Annotated in this window: 21 protein-coding genes; 11 read left to right on the top strand and 10 right to left on the bottom strand. The window is 66.4% G+C overall.

Annotated features, from left to right (window positions below):
* From ACOTSS_RS09585 to ACOTSS_RS09560, 6 genes are read right to left on the bottom strand one after another with little or no spacing between them, the layout of a single operon-like run.
* Entirely contained in the window at positions 1-966 is a 966-nt protein-coding gene (locus ACOTSS_RS09585; protein ID WP_448691253.1) for a type II secretion system F family protein, read from the bottom strand.
* 58 nt (positions 967-1,024) lie between these two features.
* Positions 1,025-2,302: a P-loop NTPase gene (locus tag ACOTSS_RS09580; protein WP_448691252.1), complete on the bottom strand. Its 1,278-nt coding sequence runs from the start codon at positions 2,300-2,302 to the stop codon at positions 1,025-1,027.
* On the bottom strand, positions 2,299-2,940 hold the full coding sequence (locus ACOTSS_RS09575) for a CpaD family pilus assembly protein (RefSeq protein WP_448691251.1): 642 nt from the start codon (positions 2,938-2,940) through the stop codon (positions 2,299-2,301). Before ACOTSS_RS09575 ends, ACOTSS_RS09580 begins: the two co-directional genes overlap by 4 nt.
* A gap of 25 nt (positions 2,941-2,965) precedes the next feature.
* On the bottom strand, positions 2,966-4,459 hold the full coding sequence (locus ACOTSS_RS09570) for a type II and III secretion system protein family protein (protein ID WP_448691250.1): 1,494 nt from the start codon (positions 4,457-4,459) through the stop codon (positions 2,966-2,968).
* Between the two features lies 1 nt (position 4,460).
* The gene (cpaB, locus tag ACOTSS_RS09565) at positions 4,461-5,501 is read right to left on the bottom strand and encodes a Flp pilus assembly protein CpaB (RefSeq protein ID WP_448691249.1); all 1,041 of its coding nucleotides are present in this window, start codon (positions 5,499-5,501) and stop codon (positions 4,461-4,463) included.
* Between the two features lie 48 nt (positions 5,502-5,549).
* Positions 5,550-6,008 (bottom strand): A24 family peptidase, encoded by a 459-nt coding sequence (locus ACOTSS_RS09560; RefSeq protein WP_448691248.1) that lies wholly within the window; start codon positions 6,006-6,008, stop codon positions 5,550-5,552.
* Between the two features lie 132 nt (positions 6,009-6,140).
* On the opposite strand from ACOTSS_RS09560, the gene ACOTSS_RS09555 reads away from it, so the two are divergent.
* Together ACOTSS_RS09555 and ACOTSS_RS09550 are read left to right on the top strand one after the other, a co-directional pair.
* Positions 6,141-7,271, top strand: a complete 1,131-nt coding sequence (locus tag ACOTSS_RS09555; protein WP_448691247.1) for an NAD(P)/FAD-dependent oxidoreductase — start codon at positions 6,141-6,143, stop codon at positions 7,269-7,271.
* A gap of 85 nt (positions 7,272-7,356) precedes the next feature.
* Complete coding sequence (locus ACOTSS_RS09550) at positions 7,357-7,533, top strand: YegP family protein (protein WP_095388222.1); 177 nt, start codon at positions 7,357-7,359, stop codon at positions 7,531-7,533.
* 26 nt (positions 7,534-7,559) lie between these two features.
* Here the strand turns inward: ACOTSS_RS09550 and rnhA are convergent, their stop codons facing one another.
* Genes rnhA through ispH form a run of 3 tightly spaced genes read right to left on the bottom strand, consistent with a single transcriptional unit; the run spans position 7,560 to position 9,945 of the window.
* Positions 7,560-8,012, bottom strand: coding sequence for a ribonuclease HI (gene rnhA, locus ACOTSS_RS09545; RefSeq protein ID WP_448691246.1), 453 nt, complete (start codon positions 8,010-8,012; stop codon positions 7,560-7,562).
* A complete protein-coding gene (gene thrB / locus ACOTSS_RS09540; protein WP_448691245.1) occupies positions 8,009-8,968 on the bottom strand; it encodes a homoserine kinase in 960 nt (319 codons plus the stop codon). The genes rnhA and thrB overlap by 4 nt, the downstream gene beginning before the upstream one ends.
* Complete coding sequence (ispH, locus tag ACOTSS_RS09535) at positions 8,968-9,945, bottom strand: 4-hydroxy-3-methylbut-2-enyl diphosphate reductase (protein ID WP_448691244.1); 978 nt, start codon at positions 9,943-9,945, stop codon at positions 8,968-8,970. Before ispH ends, thrB begins: the two co-directional genes overlap by 1 nt.
* Before the next feature lie 154 nt (positions 9,946-10,099).
* Here ispH and ACOTSS_RS09530 point away from each other — a divergent pair, with 154 nt between their 5' ends.
* The 9 genes from ACOTSS_RS09530 to tatC all read left to right on the top strand — a co-directional run bounded on the left by ACOTSS_RS09530 (position 10,100) and on the right by tatC (position 17,418).
* The gene (locus ACOTSS_RS09530) at positions 10,100-10,771 is read left to right on the top strand and encodes a hypothetical protein (protein ID WP_448691243.1); all 672 of its coding nucleotides are present in this window, start codon (positions 10,100-10,102) and stop codon (positions 10,769-10,771) included.
* Between the two features lie 134 nt (positions 10,772-10,905).
* Positions 10,906-12,633: an arginine--tRNA ligase gene (gene argS / locus ACOTSS_RS09525; protein WP_448691242.1), complete on the top strand. Its 1,728-nt coding sequence runs from the start codon at positions 10,906-10,908 to the stop codon at positions 12,631-12,633.
* Positions 12,633-13,409, top strand: a complete 777-nt coding sequence (locus ACOTSS_RS09520; RefSeq protein WP_448691241.1) for an SPOR domain-containing protein — start codon at positions 12,633-12,635, stop codon at positions 13,407-13,409. Before argS ends, ACOTSS_RS09520 begins: the two co-directional genes overlap by 1 nt.
* A 105-nt stretch (positions 13,410-13,514) precedes the next feature.
* Positions 13,515-14,522, top strand: a complete 1,008-nt coding sequence (gene nagZ / locus ACOTSS_RS09515; RefSeq protein ID WP_448691240.1) for a beta-N-acetylhexosaminidase — start codon at positions 13,515-13,517, stop codon at positions 14,520-14,522.
* A gap of 7 nt (positions 14,523-14,529) precedes the next feature.
* On the top strand, positions 14,530-15,303 hold the full coding sequence (locus ACOTSS_RS09510) for a segregation and condensation protein A (protein ID WP_448691320.1): 774 nt from the start codon (positions 14,530-14,532) through the stop codon (positions 15,301-15,303).
* Positions 15,300-15,899 (top strand): SMC-Scp complex subunit ScpB, encoded by a 600-nt coding sequence (scpB, locus tag ACOTSS_RS09505; RefSeq protein WP_448691239.1) that lies wholly within the window; start codon positions 15,300-15,302, stop codon positions 15,897-15,899. Before ACOTSS_RS09510 ends, scpB begins: the two co-directional genes overlap by 4 nt.
* Positions 15,900-15,969: 70 nt before the next feature.
* Positions 15,970-16,200, top strand: coding sequence for a twin-arginine translocase TatA/TatE family subunit (locus tag ACOTSS_RS09500; protein ID WP_448691238.1), 231 nt, complete (start codon positions 15,970-15,972; stop codon positions 16,198-16,200).
* Positions 16,201-16,231: 31 nt separating this feature from the next.
* Positions 16,232-16,609 (top strand): Sec-independent protein translocase protein TatB, encoded by a 378-nt coding sequence (gene tatB / locus ACOTSS_RS09495; RefSeq protein ID WP_448691237.1) that lies wholly within the window; start codon positions 16,232-16,234, stop codon positions 16,607-16,609.
* Entirely contained in the window at positions 16,606-17,418 is an 813-nt protein-coding gene (tatC, locus tag ACOTSS_RS09490) for a twin-arginine translocase subunit TatC (RefSeq protein ID WP_448691236.1), read from the top strand. The genes tatB and tatC overlap by 4 nt, the downstream gene beginning before the upstream one ends.
* A gap of 19 nt (positions 17,419-17,437) precedes the next feature.
* Here tatC and ACOTSS_RS09485 read toward each other — a convergent pair whose 3' ends face one another.
* Entirely contained in the window at positions 17,438-17,566 is a 129-nt protein-coding gene (locus tag ACOTSS_RS09485; RefSeq protein WP_257549682.1) for an entericidin A/B family lipoprotein, read from the bottom strand.
* Positions 17,567-17,654: the final 88 nt, after the last annotated feature.

The following is a 17,654-nucleotide window of genomic DNA, read 5'->3' as shown; positions in this document are numbered from 1 at the left end:
TCAAATTTCGAAGCTGATCATGCGCGACATGATGAACGCGCCGATGCTCATCCAGACGAGGCCGCCGAGGCCGGTGATGATCAGCCGCTGTTCGTGGAAGAAGCCGGCGAGATATTCGGGGTTCATCGTCCAGACGATGCCGAACACGAAGAACGGCAGCGCGCCGACGATATAGGCCGACGCCTTCGCTTCCGACGACATCGCGCGAATCTTGAGCTTCATCTGCGCGCGCTTGCGCAGCACGTCCGACAGGTTGGCGAGCGTCTCGGCGAGGTTGCCGCCCGTCTCGCGCTGGATCGCGATGGTGATGCAGAAGAACTGGAACTCGGGCGTTCCGAGCATCTCGGCCGATTCCTGCAGCGCCGCCTCCATCGTGTTGCCGATGCGGATGCGCTCGACCACACCCTTGAATTCCTCGCCGACCGGGCCCGGCAACTCCTGGCTGACGACCTGGAAGGTTTCGGTGACAGGCAGGCCGGATTTCAAACCGCGGACAAGCAGGTCGATCGCATCGGGAAAGCGGGTGTTGAAGGCCGCGACGCGCCGCTTGATCAATCGCCCGATCACCAAATTGGGCAAACCCACGGCCGCTATCACGCCAACGAGCGCCGCCAGCATGAAAGGCGCGCGAAGCACGAGCAGCGCACCCGTCGCGACGACGAACAATCCCATCGACGCGAACATATATTGGCTGATCGTCCAACCCTTGCCCGTCCGCCGCAGGCGCAGTTCCATCTGCTCGCGGCGTGGCATCAGGTTCGAGAGGCTGTTGGCGCCTTGTCCGCCGGCCTGGATCGTCTTGCGCATCTGGGCGGCGACCACGGCTTCGGTCGAAGCGGCGTGCCGATCCTTCATCATCGCAAGGCGGCGGGTTTTGGCCTTTCCGACCGACGGTCCGCCGAACAGGAAGACCATCAGGACGAAAACCAGGAAGCAGGCTGCGATTATCAGGGTGGGCAGGGTCATGGTCGGCGTGTCCGATTAGCGATAGGGAGGGAGGAGGCCGCGGCTGGCCGCGGCCCCGTCACCCCTGTTTTGCAGTCTTTTTCGTTACCAGATTGCCGATGCCGCCGAGCTTGCCGAGCAGCGAGCCACCCGACTTCTCTCGCGCCGTCACCGGCGACTCTTCGGCATCGTCGGCTCCGTCGAGGACGAAGCGCGTCAACTGGGTCCACACCTGGCCTGCCTTGGTGCCCTTACAAACCTCGGCATAGGATTTGCCGAGTTTCGCGGACTGGCTCACCAGCTTGGGGTCGAACGGGATCGTCACGTCGATGCTGCGCTCGATCGAGGATTCGAATTCCTTGCGCGACAGTTCGCCGATCGCGCTCTGGAACTTGTTCGCGACCAGGATCACGCGCGCACCCGGAACATTCTGCTTGAACCAGGACAAGAGGCGGATCGTGTCGCGCGCCGCGGCGAGCGTCACGTCGCTGACGAGCAGAATCGTTCCCACTTCCGACACGAGGTGCGGGAAGGGGATCAGAACCTGGCGCGGAATGTCGACGATCGTCATCTCGAACGCGTTGCGCAGCTCTTCCTCGAGCTGGAAGAAGGCCGAGCCGTCGGTCATCACCGGCTGATGGATCGGGGCCTCGGCCGAGAGCAGGCTGAGCTTATCCGACGCGCGCACCATCGCACGCTCGATGAACAGCCCGTCGATGCGGCTCGGATTGTCGATCGCGTCGATCAGCCCACGGCCGGGCTCGAGGTCGAGCGTCAGCGCGCCGGTGCCGAAATGGATGTCGAGATCGAGCAGCGCCGTCTGGCGGCCCGCCTGCTCGCTCATCGCCCAGGCGAGCGAGGTCGATACCAGCGAGGCGCCGACGCCGCCGCGCACGCCGACCACCGCCATCATGTGATGCGGCTTGTCGTCGAGCATTTCGGCATGCTTGGGCGCCGCCAGCATCGCCTGCGCCATCGTCAGCGATTCGCGCACTTGGTCGAGCGACAAGGGCTTCAGCAGATAGTCCTGAATGCCGCTCGACAAGAGGTCGCGATAGAGGCGGACGTCGTTGACCTGCCCCGCGGCGATCACCACGGTTCCCGGTTCGCACACTTCGGCGAGCGCGTTGATGTCGTTGATCGGGTCACCCGATTCCGACATGTCGACGAACAGGATGTTCGGGCTTGCCGACACCGACAGCGACTGGACGGCGTTGCGCAAACCGCCTTTGTTGCACTTTTCGATCGGCCAGCCCATGTCGCCCGCGGCGACGCGTATCAGCTCCAGCGTGTCGTCGTCGCAGACGAAGGCGTTGAAGGGTTCGCGCAGCCCGGCTGCTTTGAAAGGCGCGTTCACTTGCCACCTCCGCTCGTCGATTCGCTGCGCAGTTCGCCGGCTCCCGTCGGCGGCTTTTCGCGATAGGTCTTGATGGCCCGGGTCGCGGTGGTCGGATCGTGGCGCTCGCTGGTGGCGCCCTTGATCAGATCGTTGGGGTCCGAAACCATCGCGGCGAGATTGCTGTTCGTCGCGCAGCCATAGTTGGACGAAGTCGCGTTGTTGAAGTTGATCGACGATTTGCTCGACCAGTCGGGACAACCCGGCACATGGGCCGATGCGCGCGTCACGACGATGCGTATATGGCCCGGCGGCACCTCTCCGGTCGTCACCGGCGCGTCGGTGCCGACGAACAGACCGCGGCGCTCGACCATCGTCCGCACGGTCGCCTGCGCGGAGTCGTTGCCATAGGCCGCAGGATCCTCGATCGCGATGCGGTCACCGTAACGGACTCCCATCGCATCGAACCAGCCCTGAAGGCGGCCCTGCTCGCTGGGGGCCAGTTCACCACCCGTCGCGGCGACGTCGAACTGATAAATCTGGTTGCGCACGACCGGCTGGTGAACCGAATCGAGGCCCATGTTGCTGTTCGCGCTGCCCGTGCATCCCGCGAGCGAGGTCGCCAGCGCCAGGGCCGTCCAAGTTGCGATTTTCTTCATCACTTTGCTCCTGAAAACCAGCGCGTCACTTGATGCTGAAGCCCGGCGAAACCTCGTCGCCGCCGCGCAACCGGTCGGCGTCGCCCGCTGACGTGTCGAGCCGTGCTTTCGGCCGGTCGCCGCCGCTCACGCCGTTGCTTGTCTGCCCGAGGAACAGCCGCGCCGCGTCGTTCGCATCCTGATAGGCATCGGTCGGCAGCTTGATGTCGTTCGCCGAAACCGGGTTCACCAGATAAGGTGTCACGACGATCACCAACTCGGTTTCGCCGCGGCGGAAGCTGTCCGACTTGAACAGCGTACCAAGGATCGGCACGTCGCCGAGGCCGGGCATCTTGTCGATTGCGCCGATCGAGCGATTGTTCATCAGGCCGGCGATCATGAAGCTCTCGCCCGAACCCAGTTCGACGGTCGTTTCGGCGCGCCGGATCGTCAGCGCGGGGATCTGGAACCCCTCCATCTCGATCGCGCCTTCGGTCGAAAGCTCCGAAACCTCGGGCCGAACGCGCAGACTGATGCGCCCGTTCGACAGCACCGTCGGCGTATAGGCGAGACTGACGCCATATTTGCGATATTCGATCGTCGTGCCGGCGAAATTGCCGGGGATCGGGATCGGGAATTCACCGCCAGCCAGGAAGTCGGCGGTTTCACCTGAGATCGCGGTCAGATTGGGCTGCGCCAGCGTCACGACCATCCCCGATCGCTCGCCCATGTCCAGCGAGGCGATGAGATCGAGACCGAACAGGCGCCCGGCCCCGGCGATGCTGCGCGTACCGCTCGGCGTGGTGATCTGATAGGTCTTGCCTGTGACCGGGGGCTCTCCTTCGCCAGGATAAAGGATGGACCCCGCGGTGCGGCCGTTGAACACGCCGCCGAGAAAGCCGTTGCCGAGCGGGCCGTCGCGGTCGCGGGTCAAGAGATTTCCGCTGATTTCCTTGACCAGCGAGCGGTTCACCTCGGCGATACGGACCTGCAGGTTGACCTGCAGCGGCGTCGCCGTGCGCAGGCGCGAAAGAACCTTGGTTTGCTCGCCGACGAACGCCTGCACCAGCCGTTCGGCTTCGGCGGCATCGTCGGGCGACTGCACCGTTCCGGTGAGCAGCACGAAGCCGTTCATCGTGTTCGCGGCGATCTTCGCCTCGGGCATGGCGAGCGCGAGCATCTGATCGATCGTCTCGATGTTGTTGCCGACGCGCGCCACGGTCGAATAGACCACTCGGCCGCTGGCGTCGGTCGCGTAGATGCTCGTTTCGCCCGGCGCCTTGCCGAAGATATAGAGCTGGCGCGACGAGCGCACCTGCACGTCGGCCACCGTGTCGTTGGCGACGAACACGTCGACCATCGCCGCGGGCAGGCTGATCAGGCGGCCGCGGCCGACCGACAGGTCGATGCTCGAGCTCGCATTCTGGGTGGCTTGCGCCGACACCTGCTGCGAGGGAGCGGAGATCAGGGCGGCCGCGACCAGGCCGACGGCCAGGGTGCGGGCCAGCGCCGCCGCCTTCATTTTGGCTTTGCTGTTCATCTTATTTCCCCCCAACCGGAACTTCGGTGGTCTTGTCGCCGCGGGTCACGCGGACGACCGGACCGCTCGACATCATCGGCGCGGCACGCCCGGCCCCCGCCGGAGCGCCGCTATAGGCGGGCTGCTGCTGGAGCGCTCCGCTGCCGCCGACGCGGCCGCGAACGGGTACCCAGAAGCGTGACACGTCGCCGCCGGTCGTTGCCGAGCTGCGACCCGAGGTCGGGCGTGCGGCGACTTCGGCCAGCATCTTCCGCTCGGCGGCGGTGCCGCCCTTGGCGGGCACGTCGACCTCGCCCGAGGCGATCGCCGCTTCGAGGTCGCCGCTGGTTTCGGCGAGCGGGCGCAGCGCGAGCGAGAGCCTGCCCATATTCTGGGCGACTGCGATCTTTTCAGCGATCTCGGGCGTCGCCTCGAGCGTTACCGAGCCGAAGGTGCGGACCGGCGTCTTGCCGGTTTCATCCTTTGCGTCGTAGCGCTGGTCGGTCGCGAGAACGCGCACGTTGCGAACGATCGTTTCGGCCGTGAACAGCTGATCGTCGGGATAAGTGCCGCCCTCCTTGACCTCGATGGTCTGCGACAGCACCACGTCGACCCGGTCGCCGGGAAAGACGAAGCCCGCGACGCCCTGTTCCTGCGAAACCTTGACGGTTACCGCGCGCATGCCAGGGCCGAGCGCCGCAGCCAGGAAGCCGCGGTCGTCGGGATGGACGAGCGCGCCCTGCGTCAGCGGTTCGCCCGCGGTGATCGGAAAGCGGACGACCGTGCCCACCAGCGTGTTCACGTCGGTCTTGTCCTTCAGGAAATAGGCCTTTTCGACCAGATCCTTGGGCCAGGGCTGAAAACGGAAACTGTCGGGGCCGATAATCGTGCCCGCCGGCAGTTGCCGCGTTGCGACGAGGATCGTCGGGCCGGAAAACTCCGGTGCCGCCGCTGCTCGAGCCGTCGGCGCCGATGCCCCGCGCATCATCTGGTTGACCCCGAACGCCGCACCGACCGCAATGACCAGCGCGCCGACGATCAGCATTATCTTTCGCGTATCCATGACGATTTTTCGCCCTCCTGCACTCACCAGAAACGGTCGTGCTTTCCCTCAAGTCGATCCGATAGCCTGAAACTGGTTAAGATAATGTTGGTGAAGCGCCCAAAGGCCCGCAGCCGCGATGGCGACCCCGTAGGGCACTTCGACGGGCTTTTCGGAAGGGCGCAATTTGATGTGGATGAGCATGGCGCCCGACAGCAGCCCGCCGGCGATCGCCATGACGGTCAGCGTCGGGATGAATAGCGACAGCGGAATCCACAGCATCACCGCGCCGATCATCTTGACGTCGCCGCCGCCCATCGCGCCAATCGCGAACAGCCCTGCAAAGAGCAGGAAGACGCCGAAGGCGGCGCCGAACTGGATCGGCACCTCGGGCCAGGCCGACAGGCCGGTCGCGATCCAGAAGGGGATGGCGAGCAGCGCGATCGCGCCGTTCAGCCCGTTGGAAATCGAGCGCGACCGCAAATCGCTGATCGCCGCGGCGATCATCAGCGCGGCAAGCAGGGCCATCAGGCCAAGAACGATCGGAGTGTTTCCCACCGCATTTCCAATAGCGACGATGGCTTACCAAAGCGTAACCATGTCGGCATCGCGCCCGCGCGCCGACTTGCATTCCCGCCGCCAGCCGATATGCGGCGTGCCATGACCGATACGCCGCCCTCGACCACCGACGTGCTGATCGTCGGCGCCGGGATCGCGGGCGCCAGCCTCGCCGCCGCGCTCGCGCCCCACCGACGGGTGGTGGTGATCGAGGCGGAGGATCGCCCGGGCGTTCACGCCACCGGGCGGTCGGCCGCCTTCTGGCACGAAAGCTATGGCGGGGTCGGGGTGCAGCCGCTTTCGGCCGCCTCCTTCGCGACCCTGGCGCGGCCCCCGGCGGATTTTTCGGATCGCTCCTTCCTGACGCCGCGCGCCGCGCTGACGATCGGGCGGCGTGAGGAAAGGGCGGCGGTCGACGCTTTCACCGCCGAGTTCGCGGCCAAGGGCGTCGATGTGGTGCGCCTGACCGCAGCCGACGTGGCGGCGAGGGTGCCGGGCGTCCGGTCCGAATGGACCGAAGCCGCTTACGAGGAGGCGTGCAGCGACATCGACGTGGCGGCGCTCCACGCCGCCTATCTGCGCGCGGCGAAGCGCGCCGGCGCCGGGCTCGTCCAGCGGGCGCCGCTGCTCGCGGCGAACCGGCGGGGCGGACTGTGGCATGTCCGCACCGGGCAGGGCGATATGACCGCAGCCCTGATCGTCAACGCCGCCGGAGCCTGGGCGGATGGCGTCGCGGCCGCCTGTGGGGTCGTGCGGGTCGCGATCCAGCCCTATCGCCGGACCGTGCTCCAGGTCCGCCTCGACGTGCCCGTCCCCGCCGCCTTGCCGCTCGTCGTCCATGTCGGCGGCCAATTCTATTTCAAGGGTGAAAGCGAAGGGCGGGTGTGGCTCAGTCCGCATGACGAAACGCCTTCGGACCCATGCGATGCGGCGCCCGAAGAGATCGACGTCGCGCTTGCAATCGAGCGGCTGCAGGCAGTGGTCGACTGGCCGGTCGCGGCGGTCGAGCGCAAATGGGCGGGCCTGCGCAGCTTCGCCCCCGACCGGCTGCCGGTGTTCGGCGCCGACCCCCGCGAGCCCGCTTTCATCTGGTGCGCGGGGCAGGGCGGTTTCGGCATCCAGACCGCGCCCGCGATTTCGGGCCTGCTCGCCGCGCAGCTCGGCGGGCCGCAGCCCTCGGACGCGATCGGCGCTGTCGATCCCGAACCTTATTCGCCGGCCCGTTTCGCCTGATCCATCGAACGGCTTGCGCCCGCCGATCAAGGGCTTAACATAGGTTAGCCGTGCATCTTGGCGGCTCCGCTTCTGGGAGGACCCGATGGCTCATTATTTCGAGATCAAGAAGAACAAGGCGGGCGAGTTCGTCGCCTATTTCAAATATAACAGCGAAACCATCTTCTGGACCGAGGGCTACAGTAGCAAGGCCTCCGCGAAGAACGCCATCGATTCGATCAAGAAGAACGGGCCGGGCGCCGAGACGCGCGAAGCCGAATAGCGTTCCTCACACCACGGCGCGGGCGCTCAGCGCGTCCGCGCCGCCGCCAGCGCGGCGTCGCTTGCCAGCTTGTCGGCGAGTTCGTTGTCGCCGTGCCCGGCGTGGCCCTTGACCCACAGCCATTCGATCTCGTGGCGCTTCGCTTCGGCGGCGAGCCGCTGCCACAGGTCGGCGTTGGCGACCGGCTTTTTCGCGGCGGTCCTCCAGCCGTTCTTCTGCCAGCCGTGGATCCATTTGGTGATGCCGTCGCGGACATAGACGCTGTCGGTCGACAGCTCGACGCGGCAGCCGCGCTTCAGCGTGGCGAGCGCCTCGATCGCGGCCATCAGCTCCATGCGGTTGTTGGTCGTTTCGGCTTCGCCGCCCGAGATCGTCTTCACGACGTCGCCCCAGCGCAGCACTGCGCCCCAGCCGCCCGGCCCGGGATTGCCCTTGCATGCGCCGTCGGTCGCGACGATCACGGTCCTGCCCGCGGTCATGCCTTGAACAAGTCCGGGGCGTCAGAAGCCTGATAGCGGCGCAATCGGGCCAGGAAGGGCGAAGGATCCTTGCGCGTCACGAGCGCGTCGGCGGGCGTGTGAATCCAGTCGTGCGCGCGCGTCAGCAGGAAGCGCAGCGAAGCTCCACGCGCGAGGAGGGGCAATGCGGCGGCTTCAGCATCGGTCAGCGATATCTCGCCAGCATAGCCACGCATCAGCGCGGTCGCCCGAGTTGAGTCGCAGCGGATTCCGTCGCTGGAGAACGTCCACGACGCATGGGTGACGGCCACGTCATAAGCGCGATAGTCGGTCGCCGCGAAGTAGAAGTCGATCAGCCCCGTCACCCGGTTGCCGAGCATCAGCACATTGTCGGGAAACAGGTCGGCATGGATGACGTGCGTGGGCAGGCCGGTGGGCCAGTTCGCGTCGAGATAATCGAGTTCGGCGTCGACGACTTCCCGCAGCCCCGGCAGGACCGTGTCGAGATCGCCCGCTGCACCGGCAATATCGCGCCAATGCCCATGCCCCATGCTGTTTTCGCGGGCGCCCGCGAAATCCTGGAGCGCGCGATGCGCCGCGCCGAGCGCCGCGCCCGCCGCTTCGCATTGCGCCGCGGTTGGCCGCGTCAGCGAAATGCCGGACAGGAACTGGATGATGCACGCCGCGCGCCCGGAAATCTGTTGGATCGCCGCGCCTTCGCGGTCGCGGATCATCGCCGGGACGGGACAGCCCTTGGCCGCCAGATGGCCCAGAAGATCGACGAAGAAGGGCAGGTCGTCCGCGCGAACGCGCTTTTCATACAGCGTCAGGATGAAGCGCCCGCCCGTCGTTTCGAGCAGGAAATTGCTGTTCTCGACGCCTTCGGCGATTCCCTTGCACGACTGGACCGTCCCGATATCGTAGCGGGCGACGAGGGCGGCCAGATCGTCGGGGTCGACCTCGGTATAGACCGCCATCAGGGTTCGAGCCCGCGCGGCAGCTTGAAGATCATATTCTCCTGCGCGGTAACGACCACCTCCTCGACGATCGGGCGGTGCGCGACGACCGCGTCGATCACCTCGCGCACCAGCGTCTCGGGCGCGCTCGCGCCCGCGGTGATGCCGAGCGTCGCGATGTCCGCCAGCCATTCGGGCGCGATGTCCTCGCCGCGCTGGACCAGATGCGCGGGGGTGCCGAGCCGTTCGGCGACCTCGACGAGACGCAGGCTGTTCGAGCTGTTCGGAGCGCCGATCACGATCATCCGGTCGCACCGGCCAGCGATCGCCTTCACCGCCTGCTGGCGGTTCGAGGTCGCGTAGCAGATATCCTCGCCGCGCGGGCCCTGGATCGTCGGGAAACGATGCTCGAGCGCCGTGACGATGTCGCGCGTGTCGTCGACCGACAGCGTCGTCTGGGTCAGGAAGGCGAGCTTTTCCGGATCGGGCGGCGCCAGCGCGGCGACGTCGTCGACCGATTCGACCAGCGTCATCGCGCCTTCGGGGAGTTGCCCCAGCGTCCCGATGACCTCGGGGTGTCCGGCATGGCCGATGAAGATGATATGCCGTCCGGCGTCGCTCGCGCGTTCGGCCTGGCGGTGCACCTTCGACACCAGCGGGCAGGTCGCGTCGATATAATCGAGCCCGCGTGCCTCGGCCTTGGCGGGCACGGCCTTGGGAACGCCGTGCGCGCTGAACACCACCGGGACGTCATCGGGAACCTGGTCGAGCGATTCGACGAAGATCGCGCCCTTGGCCTTCAGCGATTCAACCACATAGCGATTGTGGACGATTTCATGGCGCACATAGACCGGCGGGCCGAAGCGGTCGATCGCGAGCTCGACGATGCGGATAGCCCGGTCGACCCCCGCGCAAAAGCCGCGTGGCGCCGCGATCAATACCCTGAGTTCCGCCGTTTCGCCTTCCTTGGCGGGCGCCATTTTGAGGGGTGCGTTCATGATGCGGCGCTCTAGCGCAGCAGGTCCCATGCGGTAAAGCGGCTTATGGCTCGGGCGCCTGCCTGTTGCGCCTCGTTCATCGCACCGATAAGAAGCGGCGCGCATGGAGCCGAAACGAACCGTCCCGTCCCGCCGATTGGAAAGCCTGACCCATATGAAGCCGACCCCCTTCTCGCCCCGCAAGATCGTCGCCGTCCTCTGCGGGGTGGCGGCCGTGGCGACGACGGCCGGCTGCGGCCGCGACAACGAACTCGATATTTCGGCGGGTGTCGGCGTCACGACGACCCGCGACAAATGTCCGGCGGTTGCCATCCCGCTGCATACGGGCGACATCACCCTCTTCGATCCAGCGACGAGCCGCGATGCCAGCGCGATCGATGTCGTCGCCTCGATCACCAAGCTGGCGCCGCAGTGCAACGACACCGGCGAAAAGATCTACCAGCTCGCCGATTTCGACGTGGTGGCAACGCGGCGCGATGCGGGACCTGCGCGCACCGTGACCTTGCCCTATTTTGCCACGGTGGTGCAGGGCGGGTCCGCGGTGGTTGCCAAGCGCCTTGGCCAGGTGAGCGTGACCTTTGCCGAAGGTCAGGTGCGCGGAACCGGTCACGCCCAGGCATCGGCCTATGTCGATGCCGCCGCGGCGACGCTGCCCGCCGATATCCAGGAGCGCATCACGCGCAAGCGCAAGGCAGGCGACGCCGACGCGGCGGTCGATCCGCTCAGCCTGCCCGAGGTCAAGGCCGCGGTGCAGCGCGCGAGCTTCGAACTGCTCGTGGGTTTCCAGCTGACGCAGGACCAGCTCGAATATAACGTTCGACGATAGGATATTGCGGCGGCGCCGCGGCGCCCGTCGCATCCCTATGCCCTGCGACGCCGGACGGCGACGCAGGGCTTTTCGCGTTGCCCAAGCTGCGATAGGGCGCGCTTCAACTCCTTGAACCAAGATAGGCCCGGTCCATGACCCTGTTCAGCCGTTTTTCCGACCATATCGGCGCAGCGCTCGATGCGCTTGCCGTGAAAAAGGCCCTGCCGGTCGGGCTCGACCGGAGCGCGATCAGCGTCGAGCCGCCGCGCGATCCCGCGCATGGCGATGTCGCGACCAACGCCGCGATGGTGCTCGCCAAACCGGCCGGCATGAACCCGCGCGCGCTCGCCGACCTGCTCGTCGCCGAGCTCGGTGCGCTGGACGAAGTGACCGAGGCGAGCGTCGCCGGCCCCGGGTTCATCAACCTGCGCCTCGCCGACAACAGCTGGCGAAGCGAACTGGGGCTGATCCACGCCGAGGGCGCGGATTACGGCCGCTCGGCGATGGGCGGGGGACGGCGGGTCAATGTCGAATATGTCTCGGCGAACCCCACGGGCCCCATGCACGTCGGCCATTGCCGCGGCGCGGTCGTCGGCGACGCGCTCGCGGCGCTGCTCGAATATGCCGGGCACAAGGTGATCCGCGAATATTATGTCAACGACGCGGGCGCGCAGGTCGACGTTCTCGCGCGCTCGGTGCACATGCGTTACCGCGAGGCGCTGGGCGAAGACATCGGCGCGATCCCTGAAGGGCTTTATCCCGGCGACTATCTGAAGCCTGTCGCGGACAAGCTCGCCATCGAATATGGCGACCGCTTCGTCGGCGCGCCTGAAAGCGCGTGGCTCGGCCTGTTCCGCGCCGAGGCGGTCAGCGCGATGATGGACATGATCCGCGCCGACCTCGCCAAGCTTGGAATCCATCACGATCTCTTCTCGTCCGAGGCCGAGCTGCAGGCCGAAGGCAAGCCGGCCGCCGCTGAGACGTGGCTGCGCGAGCAGGGTCTCGTCTATGACGGGCTGCTCGAAGCGCCGAAGGGCGAGACGCCCGAAGATTGGGAGCCCGTCGAGCTGCCGCTGTTCCGCTCGACGCAGTTCGGCGACGATCAGGATCGGCCGATCAAGAAATCGGACGGCAGCTGGACCTATTTCGGCGCCGACCTCGCCTATCATTTCCAAAAAGCCGCCGATGCCGATGAGCTGATCGACATCTGGGGCGCGGACCATGCGGGCACGGTCAAGCGGATCAAGGCCGCGGTCGCGGCGCTGACCGGCGGAAAGACCCGGTTCGACGTCAAGCTGGTGCAGATGGTCCGCCTGCTCAAAAATGGCGAGCCGTTCAAGATGTCGAAGCGTGCGGGCAATTTCGTGACGCTCGCCGACATCGTCGACGAGGTCGGCAAGGACGCCGTCCGCTTCACCATGCTGACGCGCAAGGCCGACGCGCAGATGGATTTCGACTTCGCCAAGGTGGTCGAGGCGTCGCGCGACAATCCCGTCTTCTACGTTCAATATGCCCATGCGCGGATCGCGTCGCTGAAGCGCAAGCTCGCCGAGGCGGGCATCGCGCCCGCGAAACCCGATCCGGCGCGCCTCGATGCCTATGAGCTGGGTCTCGTGAAGCTGCTCGCTCAGTTCCCGCGCATCGTCGAATCGGCCGCGTCGGCGCGCGAGCCGCACCGGATCGCCTTCTATCTGGGCGAGGTGGCGGCGGCCTTCCATGCCTGGTGGAACATGGGCAACGACCGCCCCGACGCGCGCGTCATTTTGGCAAATGACCCCGAACTGACTGCGACGCGGCTTTATTTGGCCGATGGAATCGGGCAGGTTATCCGGAACGGGCTGCACCTGATGGGGGTCGACGCGCTCGAGGAGATGGCTTGATGGGCGACAACGGGGATGCGGGACTGGGGCTCGACGACGAGGATCGGCTGCCCTGGCTGGAGGCGGCCGACGATTATGAGGACGATCCGGAAGTTTCGCCGACCCGTCTGCTGGTCATGGTGCTCGGCGGCCTGCTGTTGATCGGCGCGGTGCTCGGCGGCCTGTGGTGGCTTCAGAACGGCGGCGCGCGCGGGCAGGGCGATCTGATCGCGGCGCAGGAGGGCGATTATAAGGTTGCGCCCAAGAATGACGCGGCGCGGGTTTTCGAGGGTGAGGGCGACGCAAGCTTCGCCGCGAGCGAGGGCGCCGAGCCGGCCGGCCGCGTCGACCCGAGCCGGATGCCCGAAGAACCCGCGGTGACTCCTGCCGAGCGCGAGGCGGCGGCGAAGGCTGCGGCAACCAAGCAGGCGGCGAACAAGGTGGCCGCGGCGAAAGCCGAAGCGGCACGTATCGCCGCCGCCGACAAGGGCAAGCCCGGCCCCGCCGCAATGTCGGTCAAGACCGCCAGCGGCGACGCCAAAGCGGCTCCGGCCGCGGGTAGCGGCGCGTTGGTCCAGCTCGGAGCGTTCAGCAGCGAAGGTGCGGCGAACAAGGCATGGGGCAGCCTGTCGAAGCGTTTTGCCTATCTTGCCGAGCTCAACCGGTCGGTATCGGCGGCGGATGTGGGCGGCAACAAGGTCTACCGCCTCCGCGTCGCGGCAGGGACGGCCACTAATGCTCAGAGTTTGTGCGGGAAATTGCGTGTAGCAGGGGAGAATTGCGATATCGTCCGCTGATTCGGCCCGTTTCGCCGCAACTGCCGTTGGTTCGCACCTGCCGCTATGGCATGATGCCGCCCTTGGTTGCCGCATGAGGGGGCGCCAGCCTATGGAGGTTGACGCATGATACCCGCGATTTTCGGCCTTTCGGGCCTGACGCTGACCGATGACGAGCGCGCCTTCTTTCGCGACAGCAAGCCTGCGGGCTATATATTGTTCGGGCGCAATATCGAGAATCGCGAGCAGCTTCGGCGTCTGACCGACGATCTGCGCTCGCTCGACGGCCGCGCCAATCTGCCGATCCTGATCGACCAGGAGGGCGGACGCGTCGCGCGCATGAAATCCCCCGAATGGCCCGATTTCCCGAGCGGCGCAGCATTCGATGCGCTGTATGAACGCGCGCCGGCGAGCGCGATCGAAGCGGCGCGGCTCAACGCGATGGCGCTCGCCTCGATGCTGTCGGAGGTCGGGATCACCGTCGATTGCCTGCCGCTGCTCGATGTGCGCCAGCCGGGCGCCAGCGACGTGATCGGCGACCGGGCGCTCGGCAGCGAGCCGATGCGTGTCGCCGCGCTGGGCCGCGCGATCCTGAGCGGGCTGCAAGACGGCGGCGTGGTGGGTATCGTCAAGCATATTCCCGGCCATGGGCGGGCGATGCTCGACTCGCATGAAGAACTGCCCGTCGTCTCGGCATCGGATCGCGACCTGCAGAGCGATCTCGCGCCCTTCGCGGCGCTGCGCGATGCGGCGATGGCGATGACCTGCCATGTCGTGTTCAACGCCTGGGACCCCGACCGTCCCGCGACGCTGTCGCCGCTGATCATCGACAGCGTGATCCGCCAGCGCATCGGCTTCCACGGCCTGCTGATGACCGACGACCTCGACATGAAGGCGCTGTCGGGCGACGTGCCGACACGCGCCGCGGCGGCGATCGCCGCGGGCTGCGACATCGCGCTCAACTGCTGGGCGAAGATGGACGACATGGTCGGCATCGCCAACGCGCTCGATCCGATCGGCGAGAAGGCGCTGTCGCGCCTCGAAGGCGCGATGGACCGCGTCGCCGGCGTCCGCGATCCGCGCCAGTTCGCGATGCTCGTCGACCAGCGTGACGCGCTGCTGGCGACTGCTTGAGGCGCGGATGGAGGCGCTGCCACTCGATTTCGAGCTGGCTCCCGCGGCGGCGGAGCGCGAGGATGCGCTGCAACTCAGCCTCGAAAGCTGGGAGGGGCCGCTTGATCTGCTGCTGACGCTGGCGCGCGGTCAGAAGGTCGACCTGCGGCAGATTTCGATTCTCGCGCTCGTCGAGCAATATTTGGCCTTCATCACCGAAATGCGCGCGCTGAAGCTGGAGGTTGCGGCCGATTATCTGGTGATGGCGGCGTGGCTCGCATACCTCAAATCGGCACTCTTGCTGCCCAAGGATCCGACCGAGGATCCCTCGCCCGACGAACTGGCGCTGCGGCTGCAACTCCGGCTCCAGCGCCTCGCCGCGATGCGCGAAGCCGCGGCGCGGCTGCTCGCGCGCGACCGGATCGGCCGCGACGTGTTCCTGCGGCCGAAGCCCGAGGGGCTGCGCGAGGTGCGGGTGCGGCGCTGGGATGCCAGCCTATACGACCTGCTCGCCGCCTATGGGCAGGTGAAGCTGCGCACCGAGCCCGTCGTCCATATGGTTGCGCGGCGCCCGGTCGTGACGCTCGACGCGGCGCTCCATCACCTCGAGCGCATGATCGGGATCAAGCTCGACTGGGCCGAACTGTCCGATTTCCTGCCCGCCGATTATGACGGGCCGCTGCGCCGGTCGGCGATCGCGTCGAGCTTCCTCGCGGCGCTCGAACTCGCGCGGCAGGGCCGCGTCGACCTGAAGCAGGACGGCGCGTTCGAACCGCTCTATCTGAAGGCCGCATCCGCATGACCCCCATCGACGACCGCGAACGCGCCATCGAGGCGATGCTCTTCGCCAGCGACGAACCGCTCGACCCGCGCCAGCTCGCCGGTAGGCTCGGCGACGAATCGACCCCGGGCGAGGTGCGCGCGATCGTGCAGGCGATCGCTCAACGCCACGCCGGCAGCGGCATCGAACTGGTCGAGCGCGGCGGGCACTGGCATTTCCAGACGCCTGCCGATCTCGCGCATCTGCTGCGCCGCGAGCGCGACGATCCGCGCAAGCTGTCGCGCGCGGCCTCCGAGGTGCTGGCGATCGTCGCCTATCACGAGCCCGTCAGCCGCGCCGAGATCGAGGCGATTCGCGGCGTCCAGACCTCGAAAGGCACGCTCGACGTGCTGATGGAAGCCGAATGGATCGCGCCAGCGGGCCGCCGGGAAGTGCCGGGGCGTCCGCTGATCTACCGGACAACTGACGCTTTTCTGCAGCATTTCGGCCTTAGCAGCCGCAAGGACCTGCCGGGCATCGAAGATTTGCGCGCGGCGGGCCTACTCGATCCCGTCGATCTCGCTTTCGAGGAAGCGATGGGCGAACTGGACCTAGTCAAGGACGGCGAAGAAGTTTAGGGCTTTTTTGACGTCGTCGGTGCATTCGGCGCAGGCCGCCCCTATATGGGCGGCGCAAGGAGATTTTGAGATGGGTGGTTTGAGCATCTGGCACTGGCTGGTCTTCGGAGTCATCGTCCTGCTGCTGTTCGGCAAGGGGCGCTTCTCCGACATGATGGGCGACGTCGCCAAGGGCATCAAGAGCTTCAAGAAGGGCATGGCCGACGACGATGCGCCGTCGGCGCCGAAGCAGATCGAAGGGCAGCGCACGCCCGATCCGTCGGTGACTCCGGCTCCGACCGCGGAAACCGAAAACCGCTGATTTTCGGCCGTCTGCGGGATTGGGCTGGTAAATGTTCGACGTTGCGCCCACCGAGCTGCTGCTCGTCATCGTGGTGGCCCTGGTCGTCATCGGCCCCAAGGACCTGCCCAAGGCAATGCGCTTCGTCGGCAAGTGGGTCGGCAAGGCGCGCGGCATGGCGCGCCATTTCCGCGCCGGGCTCGACACGATGATGCGCGAAGCCGAACTCGAGGAGCTCGAAAAGCAGTGGCGCGAGCAGAATGACGCGATCATGCGCGAATTTCCGCGCGTCGATGCGGAAACGAACCCGCCGCTGATCTCGCCGCCGGCCGATCAGCCCGCCGTGGACTCCGATCAGGCAACGGCGGCAACGCCCCCCGAGCCTGCCGAAACCCACGCCGTACCGCCCAAGGACGGACCGCTGCCATGACGGCCGAAACTCCGGTCACGGCTGGCGAAGACGATGGCGCCGGCGGCAAGATGCCGCTGCTCGACCATCTGATCGAGCTGCGCTCGCGGCTGCTCAAGTCGCTGCTCGCGGTCGCGGTCGCCTTTGGGGCGTGCCTCTATTTCGCGCGGCCGATCTTCGGCATCCTCGTTCAGCCACTGGTGCGGGCGGGGCAGGGCAAGCTCATCTATACCCAGCTGTTCGAGGCCTTCTTCGTCGAGATCAAGGTCGCGCTGTTCGCGGCGATGATGATCGCCTTTCCGGTGATCGCCAACCAGCTTTGGAAATTCGTCGCGCCGGGGCTCTATCGCAAGGAAAAACGGGCGCTCCTGCCCTTCCTGTTCGCGACCCCCGTGCTGTTCGCGGTCGGCGCCAGCTTCGCCTATTTCGTGACGGTGCCCTTGGCGCTCAAATTCCTGCTTGGTTATCAGGGTAACATCGGCGGGGTGACGCAGGAAGCGCTGCCTTCGGTCGGCAATTATCTGAGCTTCATCATGCAGTTCATCATGGCGTTCGGCATCGCCTTCCTGTTGCCGATCCTGCTGATGCTGATCGAGCGGTCGGGGCTGGTGACCCGCGAGCAGCTCGTCTCGGCGCGGCGCTACATGATCGTCGCGGCGTTCGGGATCGCTGCGGTCGCGACGCCGCCCGACGTGCTCAGCCAGTTCCTGCTCGCGGTGCCGCTGATCCTGCTTTACGAATTGTCGCTCTTCGCCATCTGGTTCACCCAGCGACGGCGTAACAAAACAGGCGCCGAAACGGCGCCTGAAAAGCCTCTCGAAGAGGTTTAGGGTAAGTTCTTATCAGACCTCAGTGGATCGCGTCGTCGCCGGCCTGACCGACCGATTCGATATCGCGGCCGACGCCCTTCACCGTATTGCAGCCAGCGACCAGAAAGCTGGCGAGCAGGGTGAGGAGGATTACACGGACACTTGTCATTCTATCACCTCTTACGGGTTTCTTGTGCAAAATGGCCCGGCACGCGTTCGAGGGGGGGGAGGGAATGCGGGCCGGGCCAATGTTGCTG

Source organism: Sphingopyxis sp. NJF-3 (assembly GCF_053514865.1).
The sequence above is the reverse complement of the archived record's forward strand: the minus strand, read 5'-3'. Positions and strand labels throughout refer to the sequence as shown.